21 protein-coding genes are annotated in these 26,691 nt (G+C 60.4%); 12 read left to right on the top strand and 9 right to left on the bottom strand.

Features of this window, described 5'->3' with window-relative positions:
* Positions 1 to 188 precede the first annotated feature (188 nt).
* Positions 189 to 566: a nitrite reductase small subunit NirD gene (nirD, locus tag VJ369_RS17465; RefSeq protein ID WP_324093270.1), complete on the top strand. Its 378-nt coding sequence runs from the start codon at positions 189 to 191 to the stop codon at positions 564 to 566.
* Between the two features lie 301 nt (positions 567 to 867).
* Here nirD and VJ369_RS17460 read toward each other — a convergent pair whose 3' ends face one another.
* Positions 868 to 2,730: a CocE/NonD family hydrolase gene (locus VJ369_RS17460; protein WP_324093269.1), complete on the bottom strand. Its 1,863-nt coding sequence runs from the start codon at positions 2,728 to 2,730 to the stop codon at positions 868 to 870.
* A gap of 159 nt (positions 2,731 to 2,889) precedes the next feature.
* Here VJ369_RS17460 and VJ369_RS17455 point away from each other — a divergent pair, with 159 nt between their 5' ends.
* Entirely contained in the window at positions 2,890 to 3,978 is a 1,089-nt protein-coding gene (locus VJ369_RS17455) for an ArsR/SmtB family transcription factor (protein WP_324093268.1), read from the top strand.
* A gap of 229 nt (positions 3,979 to 4,207) precedes the next feature.
* On the top strand, positions 4,208 to 5,761 hold the full coding sequence (locus VJ369_RS17450) for an AbgT family transporter (RefSeq protein ID WP_324093267.1): 1,554 nt from the start codon (positions 4,208 to 4,210) through the stop codon (positions 5,759 to 5,761).
* Between the two features lie 149 nt (positions 5,762 to 5,910).
* On the opposite strand, the gene VJ369_RS17445 is transcribed toward VJ369_RS17450, so the two are convergent.
* The 4 genes from VJ369_RS17445 to VJ369_RS17430 all read right to left on the bottom strand — a co-directional run bounded on the left by VJ369_RS17445 (position 5,911) and on the right by VJ369_RS17430 (position 10,518).
* Positions 5,911 to 7,419: an FAD-dependent oxidoreductase gene (locus VJ369_RS17445; RefSeq protein WP_324093266.1), complete on the bottom strand. Its 1,509-nt coding sequence runs from the start codon at positions 7,417 to 7,419 to the stop codon at positions 5,911 to 5,913.
* Positions 7,416 to 8,639 (bottom strand): molybdopterin oxidoreductase family protein, encoded by a 1,224-nt coding sequence (locus VJ369_RS17440; protein ID WP_324093265.1) that lies wholly within the window; start codon positions 8,637 to 8,639, stop codon positions 7,416 to 7,418. Before VJ369_RS17440 ends, VJ369_RS17445 begins: the two co-directional genes overlap by 4 nt.
* Entirely contained in the window at positions 8,563 to 10,026 is a 1,464-nt protein-coding gene (locus VJ369_RS17435) for an MFS transporter (RefSeq protein WP_324093264.1), read from the bottom strand. The genes VJ369_RS17440 and VJ369_RS17435 overlap by 77 nt, the downstream gene beginning before the upstream one ends.
* 213 nt (positions 10,027 to 10,239) lie before the next feature.
* Complete coding sequence (locus VJ369_RS17430) at positions 10,240 to 10,518, bottom strand: hypothetical protein (protein ID WP_324093263.1); 279 nt, start codon at positions 10,516 to 10,518, stop codon at positions 10,240 to 10,242.
* Between the two features lie 122 nt (positions 10,519 to 10,640).
* On the opposite strand from VJ369_RS17430, the gene VJ369_RS17425 reads away from it, so the two are divergent.
* The 4 genes from VJ369_RS17425 to xdhC all read left to right on the top strand — a co-directional run bounded on the left by VJ369_RS17425 (position 10,641) and on the right by xdhC (position 15,772).
* Positions 10,641 to 10,817 carry a hypothetical protein gene (locus VJ369_RS17425; protein ID WP_324093262.1) on the top strand — a complete coding sequence of 59 codons (177 nt, stop codon included), beginning with the start codon at positions 10,641 to 10,643 and terminating at the stop codon, positions 10,815 to 10,817.
* Positions 10,818 to 11,103: 286 nt separating this feature from the next.
* Entirely contained in the window at positions 11,104 to 12,609 is a 1,506-nt protein-coding gene (locus tag VJ369_RS17420) for a xanthine dehydrogenase small subunit (protein ID WP_324093261.1), read from the top strand.
* Positions 12,606 to 14,942, top strand: a complete 2,337-nt coding sequence (gene xdhB, locus VJ369_RS17415; RefSeq protein ID WP_324093260.1) for a xanthine dehydrogenase molybdopterin binding subunit — start codon at positions 12,606 to 12,608, stop codon at positions 14,940 to 14,942. The genes VJ369_RS17420 and xdhB overlap by 4 nt, the downstream gene beginning before the upstream one ends.
* Positions 14,939 to 15,772 (top strand): xanthine dehydrogenase accessory protein XdhC, encoded by an 834-nt coding sequence (xdhC, locus tag VJ369_RS17410; protein ID WP_324093259.1) that lies wholly within the window; start codon positions 14,939 to 14,941, stop codon positions 15,770 to 15,772. The genes xdhB and xdhC overlap by 4 nt, the downstream gene beginning before the upstream one ends.
* A gap of 59 nt (positions 15,773 to 15,831) precedes the next feature.
* Here the strand turns inward: xdhC and VJ369_RS17405 are convergent, their stop codons facing one another.
* Positions 15,832 to 17,013 (bottom strand): MFS transporter, encoded by a 1,182-nt coding sequence (locus VJ369_RS17405; RefSeq protein WP_324093258.1) that lies wholly within the window; start codon positions 17,011 to 17,013, stop codon positions 15,832 to 15,834.
* 155 nt (positions 17,014 to 17,168) lie between these two features.
* Between VJ369_RS17405 and VJ369_RS17400 the strand changes: the two genes are divergently transcribed.
* Positions 17,169 to 18,038, top strand: a complete 870-nt coding sequence (locus VJ369_RS17400; protein WP_324093257.1) for a helix-turn-helix transcriptional regulator — start codon at positions 17,169 to 17,171, stop codon at positions 18,036 to 18,038.
* Here the strand turns inward: VJ369_RS17400 and mmuM are convergent.
* Positions 18,007 to 18,984, bottom strand: a complete 978-nt coding sequence (mmuM, locus tag VJ369_RS17395; RefSeq protein WP_324093256.1) for a homocysteine S-methyltransferase — start codon at positions 18,982 to 18,984, stop codon at positions 18,007 to 18,009. The genes VJ369_RS17400 and mmuM overlap by 32 nt on opposite strands.
* A gap of 128 nt (positions 18,985 to 19,112) precedes the next feature.
* On the opposite strand from mmuM, the gene VJ369_RS17390 reads away from it, so the two are divergent.
* Positions 19,113 to 20,582, top strand: coding sequence for an amino acid permease (locus VJ369_RS17390; RefSeq protein WP_324093255.1), 1,470 nt, complete (start codon positions 19,113 to 19,115; stop codon positions 20,580 to 20,582).
* A 61-nt stretch (positions 20,583 to 20,643) separates the two neighbouring features.
* On the top strand, positions 20,644 to 21,447 hold the full coding sequence (locus VJ369_RS17385; protein ID WP_324093254.1) for a hypothetical protein: 804 nt from the start codon (positions 20,644 to 20,646) through the stop codon (positions 21,445 to 21,447).
* A 55-nt stretch (positions 21,448 to 21,502) separates the two neighbouring features.
* Here VJ369_RS17385 and purB read toward each other — a convergent pair whose 3' ends face one another.
* Positions 21,503 to 22,912, bottom strand: a complete 1,410-nt coding sequence (gene purB / locus VJ369_RS17380) for an adenylosuccinate lyase (protein WP_324093253.1) — start codon at positions 22,910 to 22,912, stop codon at positions 21,503 to 21,505.
* A 159-nt stretch (positions 22,913 to 23,071) separates the two neighbouring features.
* On the opposite strand from purB, the gene VJ369_RS17375 reads away from it, so the two are divergent.
* Together VJ369_RS17375 and VJ369_RS17370 are read left to right on the top strand one after the other, a co-directional pair.
* Positions 23,072 to 23,344 carry a hypothetical protein gene (locus VJ369_RS17375; protein WP_324093252.1) on the top strand — a complete coding sequence of 91 codons (273 nt, stop codon included), beginning with the start codon at positions 23,072 to 23,074 and terminating at the stop codon, positions 23,342 to 23,344.
* Positions 23,345 to 23,553: 209 nt separating this feature from the next.
* On the top strand, positions 23,554 to 24,693 hold the full coding sequence (locus VJ369_RS17370; protein ID WP_324093251.1) for a hypothetical protein: 1,140 nt from the start codon (positions 23,554 to 23,556) through the stop codon (positions 24,691 to 24,693).
* Between the two features lie 528 nt (positions 24,694 to 25,221).
* Here the strand turns inward: VJ369_RS17370 and VJ369_RS17365 are convergent.
* On the bottom strand, positions 25,222 to 26,691 hold a 1,470-nt coding region (locus tag VJ369_RS17365; protein WP_324093250.1), incomplete at its 5' end, for an HNH endonuclease signature motif containing protein.

The following is a 26,691-nucleotide window of genomic DNA, read 5'->3' as shown; positions in this document are numbered from 1 at the left end:
CACACCGTTGGGGATCGCAGAAATAGTCTCGGAATTCCGCTGAATCACGGGCTTGAGCGCAGGCTCACCATGGGCAAAGGCCGCGGTGAGGGACCCTTTACGAAGGTGCAACAGAACAACGTACGGCGCGAAACATTGAAGTCCTAGGCTCAAACCACCGAAGCAAACCAGTTGAAAGGAGCGCCGTGATGAGCGCTGCAGTCCAAGAGTATGCATTAGAAATCCCAATCACGCACGTATCGGTCTGCCCGGCCGATGATCTGGAACCGGGATGGGGAGAGAGCGCCTTGCTCGATGGCCGGCAAATCGCGTTGTACCGCACCGATTCGCAGGACTTCTTCGCCGCCTCCCATCACTGCCCCAGCAGCGGGGCTAAGGTGATGGCTCGCGGAATTCTCGGCGATGCCGCCATCGCTGGCCAGCGGGTGCCGACCGTCGCCTGCCCGCTGCATAAAGAAATCTATCGATTGGATACCGGTGCATGCCTCAGTTCCGACTCGCAGCCACTTCCAGTACATAAACTCATCGAGATCGAGGGACAGCTATGGATGGAACAGAGACGATGATTTACGATCATGAAACCCCCGAGCGCATAGAGCATTCGGCCTGGCAAGGCTGGATAGAGGTCCATTCGGCGGCTGGATGCTGCCCAGCGCACTGACAATACCTGAGTGGGAGAATTTACGAGCAGGCAGCCAATGAGGCCGGGACAAACACGCACTGTGTTTGTCCCGGCCTCATTCAGCGATTAATTGCCACGGTCATGAAACCGGACTGTGGATTGGCTTGACGCCAGGATGCTGGTGGTTTCGCCGGAAAGATGCGCCGAATTCATCCCCCAAGCACCGCCCGGAGATTGCTGCCGGGCTAATTTTTCACAAGGTGAAGCGAGATTGCTGTGGGATGCTCCGCGGACATATGCACCGTATTCTCGGCGACCACCTTGACCCTGTCGGTGGCTATCAACCCACCGGTATTCGAGTTGATGTCGAAGCGCGGAAAATTGCTCGAGGAGATATCCAGCCGCAGCCGATGCCCGACTGCAAAGTGATTCGCAGTCGCCGGCGCCGAAACCCGAACACGGTAGACCTGATGTGGATTCATTAGCTCGGGTTCCGCAAAGGAATCCCGGTATCTGACACGCATGATGCCTTCGGTGAGATTCAGGGCGTATCCCTGAGGAAAATCGCTGTTCGGCGGGTACTCATCGATTAGTTTGATGGTCAAATCGGTGTCCTTGGCCGAGGAGGAGAGATAGATGTCGGCGGTGACCTCGCCCGCAATGCTCATCGACTCCTCGAGCCGATCGGTTCGGAAGACGAGCACGTCCGGCCGGGCGCTGAGCGGAAGCGGTGTCTGATCGGCGGCGAATACCGAGTCGTTGACCACCTGATCAAAGCCCCCGCCGCGCATTACAGGCTCCCCGCTGGTTACTTGTCCGCCGATGGTGGGAACCGGATTATTGGGATCGAACGAATAGGTAATGCTGGTTTCTGCCCGAACCGGTTCGGTAGTCAGCTGCCCTTGGGGTGAGCAGTACAGGTTAATTTTCTGCGTGTTCTCCGGCGGCCAGGTGCTTGCCTGTTCCCAGTGGCCACCGTGGTCCAGCCGTCCCTGCTCCGTGGCGCGGCCGCTGCCGCCGCCCATCAGGAAATAGGTGACACGGCTGCGTTGGTCGGCCGTGGAATTGCTGCGGAGTACCTCGTCCATCCAGTCTGCTCGGAAATCCAGGTACGAGGCCGCGAGATTGCCGTCAAAGTATGCGTTCGGGCCGAAGTCCACGTCGCCCGCGTATTTTTGGCATCGCTTGCCGTGAATCCAAGGACCCAGAAGCAGGTACGCCGGGCTGGTTTTACGCGCGGAAAGCTGCTGGAAGTTCTCGGTGGCCGAAGCGACGTACGGGTCGTACCAGCTGGAAATGTGGAAGCTGGGAACATCGGGAAACTTGTCATAGGAGTCTCGGGCATAAATGGCTGGCTGGCTCCAGTAGCCGTCGAACTTTTCGTTGGCCCATTGCTCAAGCAAGAAATTTTCGTACTCAGGGGTCAGGCTTAGCGGCGAGTTGCCTTTCCGCCATGGCGTTTGCCGGAACCAATCAGCAACGTTCACTTCTGCCAGGCCCGAAGCGATGACGGGGTTCACAGCGGCTTCGGGACTGCGGACCGCGTGGCGAAAAGCCCACGTGGCTTGCTTGAGTTCGAAGGCTCCACCCATGCGCATGCCAACTTCGTAGGCCGAAGAGAAACCGCCGGAGTCCATGAACATTCCGGCAAGGCCGGTTGGCGACAGCGCTGCGGCCGCCGTTTGGACATGCGCCGAGTAGGAAACGCCGTTCATCAGCACCCTGCCATCGCACCAAGGCTGGGAGATGATCCAAGTGATGGTATCGGCGCCATCTTGGCCCTCGTTGAGGTACTTCACGAAATCGCCCTCGGAACGTCCTCGGCCTCGGCAATCTTGCCGCACGACGATGTAGCCCCTTTGCACGAAGAAGTCGGCGATTTCGGAGGGTTGCGGAGTTGCCTGATCGTGCACAGACTGATCTGAATCCCGGCTTGAACGTTTTCCATAGGGGGTGCGTTCCAGAACGACGGGAAGTGGCCGATCGTGCTGGTTGACACCGTAGACATCGGTTGCCAACTTGCAGCCATCGCTGAGTGCAACCATGAATTCCTGAAGCTGGGCGGTCGTTTCAGATAGCAACGAAGCGTCATCGATAGAGGTAGGCAAGGCTGAACTCGTTTCTTGTAGTTAAACAACCGGTAAAACTCGCAGGTGCATCGGCGGTTCCTGCCACTATGAAGCTATCCAGTGAAGTGGCAGTGCGTGAGACAATTGGCAAAAGTGAGCCAATTGTTCATGAAGGCTCGCCACGGTGGAGGAGGACAGATGGCCATCACGCTGCAATTTGCCGGATTCGATACGAAAGATCTAGGCGTTTCAACTTCTCCGCTCGCGGAGCTGATGGCGATGCTCCATGTGTGGGCCGAACCTGACCACCATTTCGACTCATCAGCACAGATTCAGGAAATCGCCCGGCAACTGGATGACCAGTTGATCGCAGAATTCAACGAGCTTTCCCCCTTGTGGGCCAGGTTTCGGGCGCGTTTCTTCTTCCCCTTGGCTTCGGATAAGAACCAGATTTTCGAACGGGAGTTAGCCGTTTTGGCAGCATTGCCGTTGGAAACATTCGTCAGCATGGCCGCGGAAGGAATCCGCGGGTTCAGCAAGGGGCTGCCGGCCGCTGAAAAACTGCTGCATGATCAGAGCGGCCGAGCGGAATTCCTCGAGACTTGCCGCTCCCGTTCGCTTGGCCGCTTCGAGCTAGCCGATCAGCTTTTGCAGAACCCGCCGGAGTTCCGGAGCAGAATCATTAGATTCTTAGCCGATTGCTGGAGCTCGTTCTTCAGCAGAGAATGGGAAGGCTTATTTGTTCCACTCGGTGGTGCCGCGGCACAGCTCGCGGGCAAGCTGCAACGAGCTGATCCCGCAACGGTCGTCGCCACTCTGAGCGTCACTGCCAAAGCATTCCCCGGGCTATCGGAAGTTCGTTTCGACAAGCTTCAGCAGCGCAGAGTTCAGCTATCAGGCAGGCAGCTGCTGCTGATTCCCTCACGGTGGATCGGCAACCACCTCACGGTCAAGGATCACGCCGGCTATCCGGTCATCGTCCATTTTCCCGCGCAGGCCGGCCAGAAGGAAGTCCTCAAGATTCAGCAGGTACGCGACCGGCTCAGTGCCCTGAGCGCAGAGTCACGAATGGAACTGTTCAGGCACATTTCGGCCGAGCCCATGACCACCTCCGAACTCGCGGCCAGACTTGGACAGCCCGCAGCTCAGATTTCCCGCTCCCTGCGTGTTCTGCGCGAAGCCGATCTGGTGGTCTCGGAGCGCCGCGGCAAGCTGGTCTATCACCGAATCGACACGGCCATCGTGCTTCGGCTCGGCCCTGACCTGCTGGCCACGCTGACTCGGTGAACTGCGCAAGCAGATTCCGGAATTCTCGGAAGCGCTAGAGAATCCGGCTGTTTGAGATTGCCGGAGGCCTGTGCATTATTGGCCATTGGGCCGGGAAACGATTGTCGTAAATTGGATAATCATGACAGCCGACACGGCAGGTTGTAATAGAAATCACTAGTGGGGTAAGTGCCCCTGCGCTGCCAGATGCAACTGGGAGCTTTGAGCCAACCCACTATCGGAGGATTCCATGACCACCATTAAAACCGAGAGCCGCAAGGAGCCGTTAGGGCTCCGACTACTTGCGGGGGTGGAACGAGCAGGAAACGCTCTGCCGCATCCGTTTTGGTTGTTCTGGATCCTTTTTGGTGTGCTTGCTGTGGCCAGCTGGATTCTCTCGAGCACGGGAATTCAGGTGGTGGACCCGTCTACCGGCGATAAGGTCGGCGTTAATAACGCGCTGAGCGTCGAGGCTATCCGCGACCTGCTCACCGGAGCGGAAGAATCTTTTGTCACCTTCGGTCCGCTAGGCACGGTCTTGATCGTCATGCTCGGCGTTGCCGTTGCAGACCGATCCGGTCTCTTCGAGGTGATCGCACGCCGCGCGCTGAGCAACGTGTCCCCGCGTTCGGTTGTTTTCGCTGTGGCCTTGGGCGGGGCGCTATCCAAGTTTCTTTCGGATTCCGCCTATGTGGTGCTGATTCCGCTGGGAGCGGTGGCCTTCAAAGCCGTGGGCCGTTCGCCGATGCTGGGAATGATTGTGGCATTCGTTTCGATCAATGCGGCCGGTGACGCGAATCCGCTGATTGCTCCTGGCGACGTCGTTTTCGCCAAGGTAGCCACCGAGGCGGCGCATATTATCGATCCCACGCTCACCGTTCGTGCCACGGACAATATGTACTTTACGACCGTCTCCGCACTGGTGCTTGCAATAACTATCACCCTGGTCACCGAGCTGATCTTGAAGAAGCGCGAGCACACGCTGGTGGTCGACGAGCAGCATGCGGACTCCGCCAATGCCGGCGCGGGTTCCACTCCAGTGCTCACCGATGCCCAAGAACGACGCGGACTGCGTATTACCGGACTTGCTGCAATGTCGTTCATTGTGCTTCTGGTAGCGACCATCCTCATTCCAGGCTCGCCGCTACGCGGAGCGGGAGGAGAATTTCTCGAATCCCCTTTCCTGGACGGAATCGCGTTCTTCCTGTCGCTGTTCTTCCTGATCCTGGGATCCGCTTTCGCTAAGGGATCCGGGCAACTGGAATCCGCCTCCGACATCCCTCGGTTCATGGCAGATGGTGTGCGCTCCATTGCTCCGCTGATTGTCTTGTTCTTTGCGGTTTCGCAGTTCCTCGCATTGTTCAAATACACGAAAATCAGCACTGTGGTGGCGGTGGTCGGCTCCGATTCCATCCAGGGCTTGGGCATCGGCAGCGTGGGCTTATTCCTGATAGTGGTCGTAGCCATCGCAATGCTGAACCTGTTGATCACCTCCGGCCAGGCGCTCTGGGCTTTGGTGGCTCCGGTCATCGTGCCTATGATGATGCTTCTTGAGACGAATCCCGCCACTACGATGGCGCTCTACCGCATTGCGGATTCATGCACGAACTCCATCACGCCGATGAGCACCAGTTTTGTGCTGTGCGTTGGCTACCTTCAGACACTGAACAAAAAAGCCGGTATTGGTACGCTGATTTCCTTCACCTTGCCCTGTGCGCTGATCATGTTCGTGGTGTGGCTTGGCTTGTTCTTCGCCTGGTGGGCCCTTGGCATTCCACTTGGCCCGGGCGCACCGGTGCGCTAGAGATCGGCAGAACACCGAACGCCTGCACTGTGGACGCATGCATCAGGAACTTCTGAGAGTTGAACCGGAATGCCCAAGGGCGTGACGGCTCGAATCGATGCGAGTGAAACAGCAAGGTGCGCCAGTCCGGGATCTGCAGGACTGGTGCCTCAGGCCCGAACCGGCATCTTGAGCATCGCTTCAATCACCGCGCGGCAACCGCCGCAACCGGTGCCTGCGCGGCACGACTCGCCAACTTCAGCAACCGTGGCGCGCCCTGAGGCAACCGCGTGGGCAACCTGGCCATGGGTCGCTCCGGAGCAACGGCACAACTGGTCATCGGGGCCGGGTGCTCCCGCGGGTTCCAGCATTCCGGGATCATCAAGCCGCAGCAGCGTCGAACGGTCCGTGGGCAGCATGCTGCCGCGTTCATAGCTGAGCACTAGCTCCGCGCTGGTGCGTGGCAGCCCCATGGCGAGGAACCCGGTGAGCACACCTGCCTGGGAAACCATTTTCAGGTACTTGCCCTCGGCGGGGTCGGCGTAGACGGTAACTTGACTGCCGGACTCGTCCCAGAGTCCGGCAGCGATATTTCCGCCGGCAGTTAGCTCAATGCCTTGGCCCTTGAGCATCAGCACATCCGAAGATGCCAGGGTAGGAGGGACGAGGCCGATCGGGTCATGCTGCGTTGGACCGGCCGGACCCGGCGCGGGGATACTGAGCATGTACTGAGCCAACCATCCTGCCTGGGCCCACCCCGGTGCGAGCAGACCCACCGGCGCTTGGCCGGCGACTTCCGCGCAGTCGCCGATGGCGAAGATGCGATGTTCGGTATCCGCGGCCAGATGCTCGTTCGTCTGTATTCCTCGATTCACGCCAAGCCCGCAGCTGGAGGCCAGCTCGGTACGCGCCCGTACGCCGGTAGACAGCACCAAGGCAGCGCCTTCGATCACGCCGTGAGTTTGCGTGATCAGCCCGGTGAAGCGCGTTTCATCCTTCTGGATTCCGGTGGCGCGAGCCTCTGAAATGACCTCGACGCCGGCATCGCGCAGCTGGCGGATCAGCAGTGTGCCGCAGTCCGCATCCACTAGCCGCCCCAGCGGCGCCGGTCCGTGGTGGATCAGCACCGGGCGGTGCCCGGCGCCGGCCATGGCCAGCGCGGCTTCGATACCGAGGATTCCACCACCGAGCACCAGCACGCGGCCGCCTCCTTGCAGCACGGCGTTGAGCTTCTGTGCGTCCTCGATGGTGCGCAGGGTGAGTACCCCGTCGGGGAGTTGCGCCTCGGCATGCGGATCGAAGTTCAAGCCATTCAGCGGCGGAATCGTTGGCCTGGCCCCGGTGGCGAAGACCAAACGGTCGTAGCCCAGCGGTGCGCCATCCTCGAAGAGGACGTGGCGACGCGAACGATCCACCCGCTTAACGGTGCGGCCCAATTGCAGGGTGGCGCCCGCAGCTCGCAGCCGGTTTTCATCGACCATGCCCAACAGCTCTGCGCGGGTGGAACCGATGGCAAGCTCCGCAAGCAGCACACGATTGTAGGCCAAATGCTTTTCGGCCGAGATCACGGTTAGCTCGATAGTTCCAGCCGCGACTGAGGGCAGCAGCCCCTCGACGAGGGAAGCGGCCACCGGACCGAATCCGATGATGATAATGCGTTCCTTGGCTTGCCGGATCATGACTCTTCTCCTACGGGGCTCAGCCAGACGGCGACATGCTTGAACTCGGGCATCGAACTGAGCGGGTCAACCGCCGCGGCAGTGAGATTGTTTGCGTTATTTGATCCGGGAAAATGGAAGGGAAGAAATGCGGTGTCCAGACGGATTGCGGTGCTCAGGCTGGCACGTGCCACCACTTGACCTTGTCCGCTTTCCACCCGGACCCGTTGTCCGTCCGCGATGCCGAAAGTTAGCGCGGTGGCCGGATGGATTTCCAGTCTTGCCTCGGGCGCGGCAGCCTGCAGCTCGGCCACACGGCGTGTCTGCGCTCCCGATTGGTAGTGTTCCAGCAGCCGTCCGGTGACCAAGGAAATTTTGCCCGCTTGCGGTGCTTGCTGGTCTGCTGCGTCCGGGTACACCGCGATCAGCTTCGCCTTGCCGTCGCGATGCGCGAAGCGGTCCAGGAAAAGCCGTGGGGTACCGGAACGGGTACCGGGCGTGCGGGAAATTTTCGAATCCTCGGTGCAGGGCCAATACACGGCGGCCCCTGCATCCAGATCATCCCAGTCGATGCCCGAATAGTCGGACAGCCCGCCGGCAGAGGCAAGGCGAAGCTCTTCGAAAACCTCACGGGCGTCGGCGGAAAAGTGCCCGGGGGAGCCCAGCCTTTGAGCCAGTTCGGCCAGAATCCATAATTCGTTGCGCGCCTGACCGGGGGCATCCAACGCCGCCCGGCGGCGAAGCACCCGACCTTCCAGATTGGTCATGGTGCCTTCCTCCTCGGCCCACTGGAGTACCGGGAGCACCAGGTCCGCCTCGGCCGCCGTTTCCGAGAGGAAAAAATCGGACACCACGAGGAAGTCGAGCCGACGCAGCGACTCGATAACCCGGGACGCGTCCGGGGAGGAGAGCGCCGGATTGGAGCCGTGCACCATGAGCATCCGTGATCCCTGCGGCGTACTTAAGCTGTGCAGCAACTGCGTGGCGGGAATTCCCGGGCCCGGGATGATTTCCGGGTCTACTCCCCAGACCTTGGCCACATGCTTGCGATGCGCCGGGTCGGTGATCTTGCGGTAACCGGGCAGCTGGTCGCACTTCTGCCCGTGTTCGCGCCCGCCTTGTCCATTGCCCTGCCCGGTGATCGTGCCAAAACCTCCGGCGGTGCTACCGGGCAGACCCAGCAATAGCGCAAGATTGATGGCTGCGGTGGTGGTATCGGTGCCGTTGGCGTGCTGTTCCACTCCGCGGCCGGTGAGGATGTAGACCGGGCGACCCCCGTCCCTTGCGCTGCGTGCGGCGTCCGCCAATGCCCGAGAAGACGCAGAAGGCTGGCAGATAAGACCCCGCCCAGGAGACTGAAAGCCCTAGGGCTTGCGGGACCAAAAAACCGCCGTAGGCTCCAATAGCGGAGATCAGTCCCAAGGCCGCCGCTCCCTTGCGAGCGGCACCGACACCGTTCGTACTCAGTTCCGCGCGCAACGCAAAGACCGCTGGAATCATTCGGTAGGTGGAACCGTTGCCGACACCGCTGGCGGTGAAAAGTACCAGGAAGAGGCCCAGGAACACCCAGAAGTTCGCGGCCGGCAGGGTGATGATCAACCCCACGGTGACCAGTGCCATCACTGACAACGACGCCAAGGTAATGCGTGCTCCGCCGAATCGGTCCGCGAGCCTGCCACCGAACGGGCGCGCCAGCGAACCGACCAGCGGGCCGAGGAAGGCCAAGGTGATCGTGGCGGTGCCCAGTGCGAAGGCCGAATATTCAGCGAAAGTATCCACGATCAGCTTCGGGAAGACCGCGGAGAAGCCAATGAATGAACCAAAGGTGCCGATATACAGGGCCGCGATGATCCACAGATGCTTTTCGCGCAGGCAGGCGAGTGCTCCGCGCAGATCCGAACGCGCGTTGGACAGGTTATGCATATTGCGAAACGCACCGAATGCGGCGATCAGGATCAACGGGATCCAGATGATGCCTGCCATTGGAAGCTGCAAAGTTCCGGCAGCGAACACGGTGATGGCGATCGGTACCAGCAGCTGGGCAACGGCCGCTCCGAGGTTGCCGCCGGCGGCGTTGAGTCCCAAGGCCCAACCTTTTTGCGAGGCGGGGTAGAAGTAGGTGATGTTGGCCATCGAGGAAGCGAAGTTTCCGCCTCCGAAACCAGCAAGTCCTGCAAGGGTCAGCATCACCCAGAAGGGGGTGCTGGTATTTGCGACTGCAAGGGCCAGTCCGCCGGCTGGGAGCAGCAGCAACAGGGCCGAGACGATAGTCCAGTTGCGGCCGCCGACGCGGGCCACCATGAAGGTATAAGGAATACGAAGGGTGGCGCCGACGAGGCTCGGTATGGAGATTAGCCAGAACAATTGGGACGTGCTGTAGTCGAATCCCGCGGACGGAAGATACACCGCGACGATGGCGAAAAGCTGCCACACCACGAAGCCGAGGAATTCGGCAAAGATCGACCAGCGCAGGTTGACCGCCGCGGTTTTCCGGCCCACAGCATTCCAGAATGCGAGATTTTCTGCATCCCAATTATTGATCCAGCGTCCTTTGGACAGCTGAAGTGATAAATCGGCTGCTGTGGCTGCGCCGCCCGTCTGCGGGTCTGAATCTAGTTTGGTGCTCACGCGGTTCTTTCCCTTCACTGCCGGCTGATGCTTTTGATCATTCCAGAGAGGTATTTCGCCTAGGTACGAGCGGTGTTGCACCCAGGGGAACTTAATCTCACGGTGCCCCGGCGTGCTGCGAGAGATGTCCGTAATCTGTTGGAAACCAGCTGTGCTGCACCAAGTCAAAATGACTATTTGTGGTTCACGCAGCAGCCTGCAGCGCGGCGGGCGTCAGGGATTGGATGATGGCGCTCGCCGAGTGCTTCGTCGTCGCAGTGCTCCCCGCGCTCCACTTCGTGCCAGCAATCGGCCGATATGAGACTCTTTGATGTGCTTGAGGTCCCCTAGCGCCAAGGCCGTGAGCTCCGAGTAGTTGTCACCGCTTTTGTTCCATAGTCCACCGAGCTCCAATGAGATGTCCCGGTCATCGGCAACGGAACGAAGCAATGCGCGTAGATCCGTGCCGTCGGAGACGAAGAGGCCGTTGTATAGCCGACCTTCTACTGACACCCGGGCTCGGCTTCAGGAGCCGCAAAAGGCTCCGGCTACCGGAGAAAATACGCCGAATTTCCCGGACGGTCGGCGTAATTCCAGCGCTTGGCGGTTTCCTCAATTGCGTGGATGCGGCGGGTTTGAGCCGGTACCGGATGGGGATCCGCTTGATGGCCTCCGCGGCGGGATTTATCGCATGGGTCGTGGTGAATGCCGTGGCCGATCGCTACAGGAAGATTCACCCGCTGATGCGGGTGGTTGCCGCCGGGTTTTTGGTCTGCTTTGCCCGCGGACCGGTCACCGCACTTCTTGGTTGACCTATGCCGAATGCAAGTTGACATTACTTGCTGTGATGCACTTCACTTAGAATGAATGAAGTTGGTTTTCCATGATCCGAAATTTGGAGGCTCATCATGGCTGGCTGTGTTGCCTGGTCTAGGGGCCAGATCGCGCACGGAGACTAATCGTCGGCTCGCTCGGAGGGGTACCTTCCGCGCGTAGCTCGCCGAGTTTTCATTCAGGATGGCACCTGATGGAAACTAGTCATCCATCCACGTCATTCAGAGTGCGCCTGAGCTTTCAGGTGCAGGAGGTGTCAGCGGCATGACCGCCGAGACAACGGAAAAATCGAGCTGTCTAATAACCGTCAACGGAACCGTCCGTGAATTTGATGGCCCGCCGCATACCAACACGTTGGATTTTCTGCGCGGCGAAGGGCTGATCGGGTGCAAGGAGGGGTGCGCGGAGGGTGAATGCGGCGCCTGCTCGATCCTCGTGGCCCGCAGTGACGGGCAGGGGACCCGCTGGACTGCGCTCAATGCCTGCCTGCTGCCAGCCGCCTCGCTCGACGGTCAGGAAGTCATCACTTCCGAGGGTCTGGGCAGCGTGGATAACCTGCATCCGGTGCAGGAAGAGATGGCTAATCGCGGCGGATCCCAGTGCGGTTATTGCACTCCCGGATTCGTCTGCTCCATGGCCGCCGAATACTACCGCCCGGAGCGACTTGCCAACACCGCAGTATGCGCGGATCACGGCGAGGAGCACCGGTGCGGACCTAACGGGTTCGACCTGCATTCGCTCTCAGGCAATCTATGCCGTTGCACGGGTTATCGTCCCATCCGAGACGCGGCCTATGCGCTGGGCGCACCGGATGCGCAAGACCCGCTTGCCAACCGGTGCGGCCACGCGGCACCGGCGGCGGTGTCCACCGATCTTCTCCGCGTGGATACACCCACCGGCGAGACCGGCCGCTTCAGGCGGCCGGCCAACCTGGATGACGCGCTGCGCATTCTTGGAGAAGAACCTGAAACTCTGGTCATTGCCGGCGGTACCGACTGGGGTGTTGAAGTTAATATCAAGGGTGCCCGCGCCCGATCCTTGCTGGCCATTGACCGGTTAGCCGAACTGCGTCAAGTCCAGGTCACCGGCGACTACATCGAGCTGGGTGCCGCGTGTACCCTGAGCGAACTCGAACGTCTTCTGGATGGCAGGGTCCCGCTGATGGGTAGGCTTTTGCCTCAATTCGCTTCCCGGCTGATCCGAAACGGCGCCACCATTGGTGGGAATTTAGGCACCGGTTCACCCATAGGGGATACCCCGCCTGCCCTACTGGCCCTGGAAGCAGACCTCGTGCTGAGCAGTACCTCGGGCAATCGTATTGTCCCGCTAGCGCAGTACTTTACCGGCTATCGGCAGACCGTGCGTACTGCCGGGGAGCTGATCACCGCGATTCGCATCCCCCTGCCGCTCGCAGAACTGACCAGCTTCCAGAAGATCTCCAAGCGACGCTTTGACGATATCTCTTCGGTGGCCATTGCTTATGCGGTGACCGTCGAAAACAACCACATCGTAAAGGCTCGCATTGGCTTGGGCGGAGTGGCAGCCACTCCCTTAAGAGCTAGCGCCACGGAAGCTGCTTTAGAGGGCAACGAATGGTGTTTAGCGACTGTCTGCTCGGCGGCCGAGGTGATGGCGCAGGAAGGAACTCCCATGGACGACCACCGCGCCAGCTCAAGCTATCGGATAGCCATGCTGAAGTCCTCGCTGGAACGATTCTTCGCCGAGCAGCGTTCCCGAACTGCCGGAGTAAAGGGGGAGCAGATCTCATGAGCCAGCTTTCACAGCGCCCCGAATCGGCCATAGTTGGCCAGCGCCGACGGCACGAATCCGCGGCCGAACATGTCACCGGAACCGCTCTCTACACCGACGACTTGGACCAGCGGCTGACCGGGGTACTGCACGCCTATCCGGTGCAATCCACCCACGCCCACGCAAAAATCCTGGGACTTGATACTAGCGGCGCCAGCAAAATCCCTGGCGTCGTGCGGGTGATTACCGCCGATGATATTCCCGGGGTCAACGATCAAGGCGGCAAACATGATGAACCCATGATCCCGGCCGACGAGGTGATGTTCTACGGCCAGCCGGTCGCCTGGGTGCTCGGCGAAAACCTGGAGGCCGCCAAGGCAGGCGCGGCGGCGGTCACCGTGGACTACGAGCCACTGTCCTCCCTGATCACCATCCGGGAAGCCATTGCGGCGGAAAGATTCCACGGCATCAACCCCACCATCGACAAGGGCGATGCGGCCGGGGCCTTCAGCGATGCGGCCCATGTTTTTGACGGTGAATTTGAATTCTCCGGCCAGGAGCATTTTTACCTGGAAACCCAGAACTCGCTGGCGCTCGTGGATGAATCCGGGCAGATCCTGATTCACTGCTCCACCCAGCACCCCACCGAAACCCAAGACATCGTCTCCCATGTGCTCGGCATCCCGGCCCACGAGGTGACGGTGCAGGTGTTGCGGATGGGCGGCGGATTCGGCGGCAAGGAAATGCAGCCGCACGGTTATGCGGCCTTGGCCGCGCTGGGCGCGGTACTGACCGGCCGACCGGTGAGGGTGCGGTTGAACCGCACCCTCGACATGACCATGACCGGTAAACGGCATGGGTTCTACGCCACCTGGAAGATCGGCTTCGACGCGCAAGGCAAGATCCTTGCCCTGGACGCGAGCCTTACCGCGGACGGCGGCTGGAGCCTGGATCTGTCAGAACCAGTGCTCACCCGCGCCATGTGCCACATCGACAACGGCTACTGGATCCCGAATATCCGGGTGACCGGGCGGATCGCCAAATGCCACAAAACCTCACAAACCGCCTTTCGCGGCTTTGGCGGGCCGCAGGGCATGCTGGTAATGGAAGACATCCTGGGCCGGGTCGCACCCAAGCTGGGGATCGCGGCCCGCGAGCTGCGCCGGCTCAACTTCTACGCTAACGGCCAAGACACCCCCTACTATCAGCCGGTGCGCCACCCCGAAAGGCTCGAAGCGGCCTGGCAGCAGGTCCTTGAATCCGCTGAGATCACGCAACGCGAGGGGGAAATTCGCGAGTTCAACGCCCATAATGAGCACAGCAAACGCGCGCTGGCTCTCACCCCGGTGAAGTTCGGGATCTCCTTCAATCTCACCGCCTTCAATCAGGGCGGCGCCTTGGTGCTGGTCTACAAGGACGGCTCGGTGCTGGTCAACCACGGTGGCACAGAAATGGGCCAAGGACTGCATACCAAGATGCTGCAGGTCGCTGCAACCACCTTGGGGGTGCGATTCTCCACGGTGCGCATCGCCCCGACCCGGACCGATAAGGTTCCCAATACCTCCGCCACCGCCGCTAGCTCCGGCAGCGATATTAATGGCGGCGCCGTCAAGGATGCCTGCGAGCAGATCCAGGCCCGGCTTGCGCAGGTCGCCGCCGGCAAGCTTGGCGTTCGGGCGCACGAAGTGCGCTTTGGCAATGGAAAGATTACTGCTCTGGGCAAAAGCCAGGAACTGAGCTGGGAAGAAGTCGTCCATGACGCCTACTTCCAGCGCATCCAGCTATCCGCCGCCGGGTTCTACCGCACCGAGGGGCTGCACTGGGATTTGAGTCAGATGTCCGGCACACCCTTCAAGTATTTCGCCTACGGGGTGGCCGCCAGCGAGGTAGAAGTCAGCCGCTTTGATGGGTCCTACACGCTGCGCCGGGTAGACATCGTCCACGACGTGGGTGATTCGCTGTCCCCACTGGTGGATCTGGGGCAAATCGAGGGCGCGTTTGTGCAGGGCACCGGTTGGCTGACCCTCGAAGATCTGCGCTGGGATAGCTCCGATGGTCCGGGACGCGGACGCGTGGCCACCCAAGCCGCAAGCACCTACAAGATCCCCAGCTTCTCCGAAATGCCCGAGGTGTTCAACGTTTCGCTACTGGACAAGGCGCACGAGGAGGGTGCGATTTATGGTTCCAAAGCGGTAGGCGAGCCGCCGCTGATGCTCGCCTTCTCCGTACGCGAAGCCCTGCGCCAAGCGGTAGCCGGCTTTGGCCCGGAAGGCTGCTCGGTTCAATTGGCCTCGCCAGCCACTCCGGAAGCCGTCTTCTGGGCTATCGAATCGGTGCGGAACTCCGGGCCATGACCTGGATCGATGCGGTCACCGCGCTGCGTGGTCAACGCCGTGCGGCGGTGCTGGCCACGATCACCGCCGTGCGCGGTCACGCCCCGCGGGCGGCCGGAGCAAAAATGGTGATCGCCGCGGACGAGATTTTTGGCACCGTGGGCGGCGGAAACCTGGAAATGGCTGCCATAAACCGTGCCCGCGAAATGATGACGCAGGGCAAATCCGAGCCGGAAATCATGATCCTGAAACTGAACGACAAGGCCCCGGCGATCTATGGCCGGCAATGCTGCGGAGGAGAAGTGAGTCTGTTGCTTGAACCATTGCCGGTGCCGGCCTCGGTGGCGATCTTTGGGGTCGGGAATGTCGGGATGGAACTGGCCCGCATACTCTCCCGGCATGATCTTGACCTGTATCTGACCGATTCACGGCCCGGGTTCCTTGACGAACTTGCTGTGCTGGAACCGAGCGTGGCACGGGTGCATGCGCAGGTTGCGGTGCTTGGCGAGCAAGTCCTGAACGACCTGCCACAAGGTACCCATGTGTTGATCATGACTCATGACCATGCCGAGGATTTCCATCTGTGCGATGCGGCCCTACGCCTTGGGGAGCTCGGTTCCATCGGGTTGATCGGGTCGAATGCCAAGTGGAGTCGTTTCCAGAAAAATCTGAGCCTCAGTGGCCATCGTGAGGAGAAAATTGCGCGGATTCAATGCCCCATTGGCATGGCTGAGGTGGCCGGCAAAGAGCCGGCCATCATTGCGGTGAGCGTGGCTGCTGACCTCTTACCGCGATTGCACCGGGTCCCGAGCGCAGCAACAGGCAGGACATCGCAGCCGAACGCTACATAGCCGGAAGCTTGTGGCATATCTACGAGGTCGAACCAAGCCTGCTCAGCGGCCGCCGGGTTCTAACTAGCTGCTGAAACCTTGGCGCTATCTCGCATTCCGGCTCGGGGCTTGGCGTTCATCGCTGCCACCGAGTACACCACCAGACCGAAGACGGTCATTGCCGCGGCGGCGAGGTTCACCGCTGTGAAACTGCCCGAGGAATCCAGCACCAGTGCGCCGAGGACCGAGCCGAGCATGATGCCCGCACCCAGCGCGGCGGTATTTGCCGTGCCTACCAGCGGGGATCCGGGGCCGGCGAAGCGCAACACGATTGTTTGCAGCGGCGTGAGCAGTCCAAAGCCGCAGGCACCGAGCAGGAACAACGCCGGAATGACTACAGCCTTGCTGGATGCGCCGAAGGAGAGCACCAGAAGAGTCAAAGAAAGCAAAATCAATAATGTCACGGTGGTGCGCACCAGTGCCCGGTCCGCAGCTTTTCCTGCCAGCATATTTCCAACCACGAGCCCGGCACCGTAGATTCCCAGCAACCAGATCACCTCACCCTGGCCAAAACCGGAAACCCCGGTGAGCATTGGTTCGATGTAGGTGAAGGATGCAAAATGCCCGCCGAAACCCAGCGCGGTCGCACTCAGCGCCACCCACAGCCGCGGATTCCTAAAGGGGCGCAGACTCTGCTTGTAACCGGCCGGTTCAAAATTGCGCTCGACCGGTAGTAGCAGCGCGATGCCAACCAGACTTGCCAAGCTGATCGCCGTGACGATGAGGAAGGAAGCACGCCATCCCCACATTTGACCGATGAGCGTACCCAAGGGCATGCCAAGCAGCATGGCTAAAGTCAGCCCGGTGAAGACCAGAGCGATCGCGCTGGCCTGCTTTTTCGCAGGAACGAGCTGGGAGGCGGCCACCGAAGCGACACCGAAGAACGCAGTATGGGACCAAGCGGTGGCGAAGCGGCTGCCCAGCAGGAAGCCGAAGTTCGGGCTGATGGCAGCGAGCAGATTGCCAACGGTGAAAATCGCCATGAGGATCAGCAGCGCGCGTTTGGTAGGCAGCCGAAGCAGCGCTAGGGCCAGGATCGGTCCGCACATCTGCCCCAAGGCGTAGGAGGTCGTCACCATTCCGGCGTCCGGGATCGAGACTCCGAACTCCTGCGCCAGCGAGGACAATAGCCCGTTGGTCAGAAATTCTGTGGTGCCGATGGCAAAAGCGCCAATGGCCAGGACTAGCAGTGCAAGAGGCATAACCGGGGTGCCCTTTCGGAGGACGGGTGGAAAAATAGGACTGAACCTAATATTGCCCCGCCTGGTGCCGGGCAACCAGACACCTGTTCTTCGTACTACTGACAGGGTTACCTTCGACCTCAATGCCTCACCGGATGAGCGACTAGACTGGCGCCGTGGCTGAATCAAATGACCTTGGCACCTTTCTGAAACACCGTCGCTCTGGGGTTTCCCCGGTGGAGCACGGTATTTCTGTGCGCGGTGGACGGCGCGTCGCAGGCTTGCGGCGCGAGGAAGTCGCCCACCTTGCCGGAGTCAGCGTGGCCTATTACACGCGCCTGGAACAGGGGACCAGCATCAACGCCTCGGTTCAAGTGATGGACGCGTTGGCGCGTGTTTTGCTGCTTGACGAAGCCGAGAGAGCGCACCTGCTGGATTTGAACAGTGCGCGCAGCACCATGAAATTGCGTCGCCCGAAAGTCGAAAACGCTCCGGCACCGATGTTGGATCTGCTCGCCGCAATGCCGCAGGTCCCGGCCCTGCTATTGGGCCGGCGCAACGACATCCTGGCCTGGAACCGGCTGGGGCACCGGTTGCTCGGAAGCCATCTGGAATTTGAAGCACCCCAGGATCCGCAGACGCGTCCCTCGACCACAAGAATGCTGTTCCTCGATCCGCGCACCCGCGCGCAGGAAGCCGACTGGGACCACTACGCCGGCACCCATGTCGCCTTTTTGCGGATGCTCAGCGGACGCTACCCGCAGGACCGGGAGCTGGCCGAGCTGATTGGTGAACTGGCCATGCGCAGCACCGAATTCGCCGAGTTCTGGGCTAGCGCGAAGGTGCGCGGGTGCACCTATGGGCAGCGCACCTTGCACCACGAGCAGGCTGGCACCATCGAGCTGACCTACCATGTGCTCAGCCAGCCGGCGCTGCCCGACTACCGTATCGAGTTTTACACCACCGAAGAGTTCAGCCCCAGCAGGGCAGCGCTCGAACGGCTCGCGGCCGCTCTTAACACCGGCAGCGCTGAACTTCGTTCTTAACCCGCGTGATCTGCTCCGGGCTTACCCTGCAGCACCCACCGATCAGTCGTGCTCCGGCGGCGATCAGTTCGGGCACCGAATGCGGAAGATCTGCCCCTGCGGTCCCCGGGATCCAGCGCCGGGCTTCGCGATCCCAAATCTCGCCGCTATTGGGATAAACCATCAACGGCAGATCTGTTTCCTGCCCGAGCACTCTGAGCGCTTTGAGTGCATCTGGCACCGGAGTGCAATTCACTCCGAGCGCGGCGAACGCGCCTGAGGCGTGCACAACCCGGGCCGCCTCGGCCAGGTCGCTTCCATCACCGAGCACCACCTGCTGCCCGTCGGCGGAGGCCCGCACGGTGAGGCTGAGCAGTGCAGGAATCTGCAGCTGTGCGGCCAAGGAAGCCAACGCTTTCACTTCGTTAAGGTTCGGCACGGTTTCACAGATGATCGCGTCCGCTCCGGCATCGGCAAGGATCAAAAAGCGTTCGCGATGCCAATCTGCCAGCTCGTCCACGGTGAGCCCATAGGCTCCGTCGTATTCGGTTCCAGCTCCGGGGCCCGCGCCGTAGGGACCCACCGATGCGGCGACCCAGCGGGCGGGGGAGCCGGAGACCGACTGCGCGGCTTCCCGGGCCAGACGCACGCTGGTGCGCAACAGGTCTTCTAGCTCGGCCGCGGTGGCTGCTGCATCGGTACTGCCGTTAACACTTGCCAGGCCGTCAAAACTGACCTGGTAGGAGCTGGTGGTGGCCAGCTGCGCGCCGGCGGTGAAAAAATCTTCGTGGGCGGCGCGGACCTCTTCGGGCCGGGCCTCGAGAATCTGCGCGGACCAGAGCTCGCCGGTGACGTCGTTTCCGCGGTCCGCCAGATGGGTTCCGAGCCCGCCGTCGAGGATCAGCGGTGCGGTGCTTTGGGAGTTCAGGGCGTCCCTGAAATTGCTGGGGTGATGTGGATTATTCACGCTCCGAGGGTACCGCGGCGGTGGCTCGATGACCGACTTTGACGCCGCATGAACGAACATGACAAACACCGGAATCCACGGGGTGGGATGCCGATATTCTGAAGCGCATTCATATCTCAAGGAGCTACATGAGCCAGCGCAACGCGGTGCAGACACCGCCGCAGTCCCCGACGAGCGAATCCGGGCTGCGCAGGTCCATGACCTCGCGTCACCTGGTGATGATCGCCCTGGGCGGGGTGATCGGTTCGGGGCTTTTCGTCTCCTCCGGATATACCATTTCGCAGGCCGGCCCGTTGGGCGCGGTGCTGGCGTACACTGTCGGCGCGCTGGTCGCCTACATGGTGATGAGCGGGCTCGGGGAGCTTTCCGCACGCCATCCGGTGGCCGGAGGATTCCATGCTCACGCCACCCGCGATCTGGGCCCGGCGTGGGGCTTTGCTACGGCCTGGCTGTATTGGATGTGCTGGGCGGTGGCACTGGCCAGTGAATTCACCGCTTCTGGTTTACTCATGCAGCGCTGGTTCCCCGAGGTGCCCGTGTGGGCGTGGTCCTTGGCTTTCGCCGTCTTGCTGTTCGCGCTCAACGCGATGTCCTCACGCGTTTTCGCCGAAACCGAATTCTGGTTTTCGCTCATCAAGGTGGCAGCGGTTCTTGTTGTCATCGTGGCGGGCGCAGCAACAATTATCGGGCTTAACCCGGTCAGCGGCTCCGGGCCGATCGGCTTGTCGAATTTTGACACCGGCCAGGGGCTATTCCCGATGGGCATCAGCGGAGTGCTGGTCACTATCCTTGCGGTGTTCTACGCATTCAGCGGCACGGAACTGATCGGTGTGGCCGCCGGCGAGGCTAAGGATCCGCAGCATAACATTCCCCGGGCGATCCGCACCGCGGTGGTGCGCCTTGCGGTGTTCTTCATCGGTGCGATCGTGGTGATTGCGGCGATCATACCCTTCGCCGAGGCGGGGACCGACGAGAGCCCGTTTGTCACCGTGCTCGATGCCGCGGGCCTGCCCGCCGGAGCGGACATCATGAACTTCGTGATCATCACCGCCCTGCTCTCGGCCGGAAATTCGGGGCTGTATTCGTGCGCGCGCATGCTGCACTCCATGGGTGCCTCCGGCCAAGCGCCGAAGCTCCTGTCCACAACCAACCGCCGTGGAGTGCCGATGCTGGCGCTGAGCCTGTCGATGCTCGGCGGCCTGGCCTCGCTGCTGTCCAGCGTGATTGCACCCGGCTCGCTGTTTTTGGCCCTCGTGTCCATCTCGGGGTTCGCGGTGGTGGCGGTGTGGATCGTGATCTGCGCTTCACATCTGTCCTTCCGGCGACACTATGTTCAGGTTCATGGAAGCACCGCCAGTTTGCCGTATCGGGCCCCGCTGTTCCCGGTATTGCCCATCATCGCGCTGCTGCTGCTCGCAGCTTCCCTGATCGGCGTCGGATTTGACCCGGTGCAGCGCCCTGCGCTCTGGTTCGGGGTTCCATTCACCCTGGTGTGCCTGGGGTATTACCGGTGGCGTCATGGACCGGGAGTGTTCAGCCCGCAACGGTGTGAGCCTGATCTGCCGCACGACGTGGTGGGAACTTCGCGGGCAGGTTAGGAGTTAACAACGGTAGAACGGTACTTATTGTGCCGTTGCCCGATTACTAGGAGGCCGCTTCATGGCACTGTTCGACAAATTACTGCGCAAGGGAAAGCAGCTTGCCGGCGAGTACGTGCGTGAGCAACTGAACCAGCGCAGCTCGCAGGGCGGCCAGAACAAGCAGTACAACCAAAACAATCAGGACTACCGGCAGCAAGCTGAGCAACGCGGCTACCAGAACCAGAATCGTTACGCGCAGCCACAAACCTTCGAAGCCCGCCGCACCCCGGCCTCGCGCGAGGACCAGGCGGCGATCGAGAAGTACCGCTACATGCTGCGCACCGCCCCGCCACAGGAGATGGAACGCGCGCACACCCAAGCGTTTGACCGGTTGACCCCGCAACAGCGTGAGCTGCTGCACGACGAACTTTCCGCGCGGCTGCCCGCCGCGGAGCGCCCTGCCACGCACGATCCCCAGGACCTGGCGCGCGCGGCCACCCGCGCGGAGGTTTCCCGGCCGGGCTTCATGGAGCGGATCCTGGGCCAGGCAGGTTCCGGCCAGAGCGGACCAGGCCGGAAATCGATGGGCTCCATGGCTGCAGGAGCTGCCGGTGGGCTCGGAATTGGACTGCTCGGCGGCGTGGCAGGTGCCTTCATCGGCACCGCGATCGCCGGACCGCTGCTTGATGGTTTTGCGGGCATCGGCGAGGAGTTCGGTTCAATGACCGAGGGCCTGGGTGAGACCGTGGCGGGAGCCGGAGAGCAGTTCTCGGCGGCTGGTGAAGGATTCGCTGACCAAGCAGGTGGGGTCTTTGGCGACTTCCTCGGCGGCGCCGGCGGAAGTTTCGGATCGGATACCGGCCTCACCGACTTCGAGTTCTAAACGCTTAAATGAGTTTCGCCCCGGAAAATCCTCCGGGGCGAAACGCGGTTAAAACCTACTTCTTCAGGTGGTCCACCAGCGATGCTGCGATACCGGTGTAGCTACCGGGGGTCAGCTGCTGCAGACGGGCTTCGGCCGCTTGGGACAGTCCCAGCTCGCCGACGAACTCCTTCAGGCGGGCCGCATCCACGCGGTGTCCGCGGGTCAGGTCCTTCAGGCGCTCGTACGGGTTGTCCATGCCTTCGACCCCGGCGATGGCCTCGGCGCGCATGACCATCTGGATGGCCTCGGCGAGCACCTCCCAGTTGTGGTCCAGATCCTCGGCCAGCACTGCCTCGGCGACGTCCAAACGATCCAGGCCCTTGGCCACGTTGGAAATGGCAAGCACCGAGTGGCCGATGGCCGTACCGATGTTGCGCTGCGAGGAGGAGTCGGTCAGGTCGCGCTGCCAGCGGCTGGTCACCAAGGTCGCGCCCAGGGTGTCGAGCAGACCGTTGGAAATTTCCAGGTTCGCCTCGGCGTTCTCGAAGCGGATCGGGTTGACCTTGTGCGGCATGGTGGACGAGCCGGTCGCACCTTCCACGGGGATCTGCGCGAAGTAGCCGATGGAAATGTAGCTCCACACATCGGTGCACAGGTTGTGCAGGATCCGGTTGAAACGAGCAATATCCGCGTAAACTTCGGCCTGCCAGTCATGGGATTCGATCTGGGTGGTCAGCGGGTTCCAGGTCAGACCAAGATGCTCGACGAAGGACTTGGATACCTGCTGCCAATCGGCACCTGGCACCGAAGCGTAGTGGGCCGCGTAGGTACCGGTGGCACCGTTGATTTTGCCTAAGTATTCGGTCTTTTCGATGCGGTCCAGCTGGCGGGTCAGGCGCCAAGCGAGAACCGCCAGTTCCTTGCCCAAGGTGGTGGGGGTGGCTGGCTGTCCGTGGGTGCGCGAGAGCATCGGCACTTCGCGGGATTCCTCGGCCATCCCGGTCAGCTGCGCGACCAGGGCGCGTGCTGCCGGCAGCCACACCTGGGTAACGCCGCCCTGCACGCCCAGCGCGTAGGACAGGTTGTTGATGTCTTCACTGGTGCAGCCGAAGTGGACCATCGGCTTGAGCTGGCCGATGCCGATCGCATCCAGACGGTTCGCGATGTAGTACTCGACGGCCTTCACATCGTGCACGGTGACGGCTTCGATCTCAGCAAGTTCCTTCACCGAGTCAGCGTCGAAGTCGGTGACGATCTTGCGCAGGGCAGCCTGCTGGTCGGCAGTGAACGGGGAGGTGCCGGGGAGTACGGAGTTTTCGGCCAGGTGGATCAGCCATTCGACTTCCACGTGGACACGATCGCGGTTCAACGCCGCTTCGGAAAGGTAGTCAACCAACGGTGCTACCGCACTGCGGTAGCGTCCATCGAGGGCACCAAGTGCCAGGGGTTCATTAGCAAGGGAAGTGCGCGCAATCTCAGCCATGCTCATATTCTTTCATTACTCGGTGCACATCACATCTTTTACGGTCGACGATCTTTCCACAGCCCGTAGTGCAACACCTCAGGCTGCACAAAAATAGCGCGAAGATGGAGGCATATTTTCACCGGCTCCCCGGTGAAGAATGACCGCTGGGAGAAAATTATGATGTTTCAGGCGACCTTAGATTCGGTGGCCTTCCAGTTGGATGATGCCCAGTCGACGACCCGCTTCGCGATTGAACAACTAGCTTCAATCAACTCTCTGACTTGGAGGTCTACGGCTGGTAAGGCGTTCGCTTCGGAAGTGAGCCAACTCAGCGACAGGCTCATTGCGCTGACTAAAGCCTTGGGTGAAGCTGAATCGTATCTGTCGTTGGCTATTCGTGAAATGAACGCATTAGAGGCACAAATTCTCGACCAGCGAATGGCATCCTAGCCATGGGGTATGACGTCAATTACAACTCCTTGGATTACGCCCAATCACGTCAAATTTGTCAACAAGTATATGGACAACTTCAAGATGTCCAGGCGCAACTGCTCAGAGCTTCAGTCCGCGCCCAAGAATGCCAACAACAATCACAAAACCAATGCCTAGCTAACGGGATAGCAAACTATGGGTATGCGGTCGGAGTTTTGGCGGATAAATTGCGCACCGGATACCATCACGCCACCGAAGCGGTGATCGATGCGCGTCGGCTGGAAGAGAAAGTTTCTGCCGCGATCGAGAATTATGTCAGGGCCGAAACCCGGATCGAAAATTCAATTCTGGTTTCCGGAAAATGGCAGATTCTGGCGGACCTATGGAACAACACGCGTCACAACGATTCGCGTCCGCCCACCCAAGACATGGAAAGCATTCTCAAACTCTTTGTCTTGCTCTCCTCACCTCGTGACCGGTTTGGCTTTGCCCGACCACAACCAGAGATGATGCATGAAACTACACAGAATCTCGCAGAGTTCATCAAGATCTGGGGCCCGCTTCGTAACAAAGAGTTGAAGCTGAGCGACTCGGGCCCGGTAGAGAAAATTGAGTCCGATGGAACGGTCAACACGTTCTACAAGCTGCATCAGGTCCTTAACGATGCAGGTCCCGAAGAGGACGGGAAGATTCTGATTGCAGAGGCAGAGAAGGACGGAAAGAACGTCCACCTGGTGATTCTTCCCGGAACTCAGCCGGACTCAGACGGGCAGAACCCCTTTGACACGTATGGAATCATCGACGGATTTGGTTTGGATTCGGAAAACTTTGCGGGGCCGATTGCTGAAGCACTTAAAATCAGTGGAGCGCAGGAAGGCGATGAGGTGATTCTTAGCGGGTATTCGCAAGGTGGGATACACATTGCGAACCTGATGAAAAACAAATTTCTGGGCAAAAAGTTCAAAATGAAAAAGATGCTGACTTTTGGCTCGCCCATTGGGCACATCGATCTTCCCGAAGATATCCGCAGCCTATCTCTTGAGGATTCCAAAGACATGGTTCCCGGGACCGATGGTACGGAAAATACGCGGAAGAAAGACCAAATCACCGTGAAATTTGACGGTCCGCGGATTGAAGATCAACTCGATGACGGACTTTTCGGCAAGCCCCACGATTTAGATAATTATGGGGATCACTTAAAAGAGATGGTCGAGAATCCGGTTCCAGACTTGCAGGATAATTTGCGGGAATTCGCAATTCCACCGGGACCGCTGACCTATCGGAAGTTCAAGATCGAACGCAAAGAACGCCCCAAGAATACGAAGCACGAAGAATGGGAAGAAGAAAAATATCGGATGGGGCGGTAGTCCCGAATACGCACTCGTAGATTGTCTGGCCCACCCCGAAACATTCGGGCGTGGGTTTTGTCTTGTCCTGCAGGCATGGCAAATCAGCGTTTTTTGCCTACCACTTTGTCTAAAGCTGAAGAGTCACGGCACGATAGGCCGCCGATTCATCATCTAAGGGTGACTACTTTTACTACGCGCTGACGAACAATTGTCTGCAAAACCTCCCTCATTGTCCTTGCCTTGGTGGGCACTGGTGGGCTTACTCGTGCGCTCAGCAGAACAGTAAGAGTGCAGAGTAACTTTGCGTATCCAAGGCGCTGGATCTAGCCAGATGAATGTATGGCTTTAGACGTCGAAAACCATTAGGGGCAATGCGTGTGACAATGTGGAAGTTATCGCCAATTTGACGAAGGAATTGGGTAGTAAAAGCGCCAGTAATAACCCTCGACGAGCCTGACGAGGGTTGCTACTGGCGGTTGTGGATGGGTATCCGTGCGGGGTGTGGCCGAATGTTCTTGCCAGCAGGAGAACGGTGCTTCGGCGGGGCTAGTCCCAGTAAGTATTCCGCCGCGGCAACTGCGCAGGGTCAAGATGCTTCGGCAAAATCACATGCGGCAACCCATCAACCACCACAAGCTTAATCCGGCCAGAATCAGCATCCATATGCGCACCCCGGCACAAACCACCCAAATTAATCAGCTTCGTCTCGCCGCCCAACCACCACGGATCAATATGATGAAACTCAATCTTCTCCGGCGGCTCCGTGCAACCCGGCACAATACACCCATGATCACGCGCCAGGACCGCGCGTTTAAGTCTCTCCGGCACCAACCGTTGGGCACGGCCATAATCGAGCAGTTCACTCTTCGAATTGAATACCGCCGGGATGATATCTGCTTCGCATAACAACCGTCTCAAATCCCCGGGCGGAAGCTTCACCCCGTGAGCAGTGCGTGCGTCCCCGGAGGCGAGGTCCTGCAAATTTTCGAGTTTCAAATGCACCAGAACCTCAGGCCTGATCCTTTGGCTGCCACCCCCGCTGGCGGGGATGGTGGTGAGCAGGTCCAGCAACGCATTCAACGCGCGTTCCGGGACCGTAGCCGGAGCTTCCACGGTTTCTGGCTCCCAGATCGCTTCCTCTAATGCCCCTTCGGGTAAGAAGTCCAGGATGCTGGGTTCTACTACGGGTGTCTGTGCAGGTGCGTCATCTTGTGCTTCTGATTCTGGGCTGGTGATGAGCTCAGCCTCAGCGGGTTCGGATTCGGCGGATTCTGTAGTAGCAGCCGGTTCGTCAACTGTGCCGGCCTGTGCCGGGCGGTTGACCCGAGCCTGCGCCCCCGCACGGGTCCGCGCATTGTTTGCCTGCGCAATCAACGAATCAAACAATTCACCTTCCACCGTGGAAACCCGGAGCAGAAATTCACGGCTCAACGCGTTCTTCACCGGCAACGCAAAAAACCCTCGGCGCAACGAGGAAGCCGTCGCAGTGCCTGCGGTGGTGCTCGCGGTCGTGATCAGCTCTTTGACCTGCTTCGTCGTTTCGGCAACACTCTGCCCCGCAGAGAGCAGGGTAGCTGCGTGTTCTTCCACAGGACGCCCATCGGCATGAAACAACGTGGGCTCGGTGCGGATCCCGTCAAAACTCTGGTCCTTAGGTTCACGCTTGGCCAGTTTCTGGCTGGTGTCCCGCACCACCGAGGGATGCAACGCCGGTGATAGTTCAGTGTCCGGGGTGGTGAATAGTGCGGCGAGGTGTTCGAAGCGCGGTGGGAGCTGATTGCCTGCCATATCGCGGCGGCCAATGAGGTCGTTGGCGTCACCGATGAGTTTGTTCGCTTCGGCGAACGGGATGTGAGTCCAGGAGGCGAGCAGTGCGGCGGGGGTTTGGAAGCTTGCTTTACCCGGGCAGCGGCGCGGCGCGCGGCTGGTGTCCGGGGGTGTGGTGCGCAGTGTGTCGAGTTCTGTTTCGTCCAGGGTGTGGGCGTTGGTGGCGGCGAGCCGGTCGGCGCCGGTGAC

The sequence above is a fragment of the Glutamicibacter sp. genome (assembly GCF_035257265.1).
Lineage (GTDB): Bacteria > Actinomycetota > Actinomycetes > Actinomycetales > Micrococcaceae > Glutamicibacter.
Note: the sequence above shows the minus strand (reverse complement) of the source record. Positions and strands in the feature narration are given on the sequence as shown.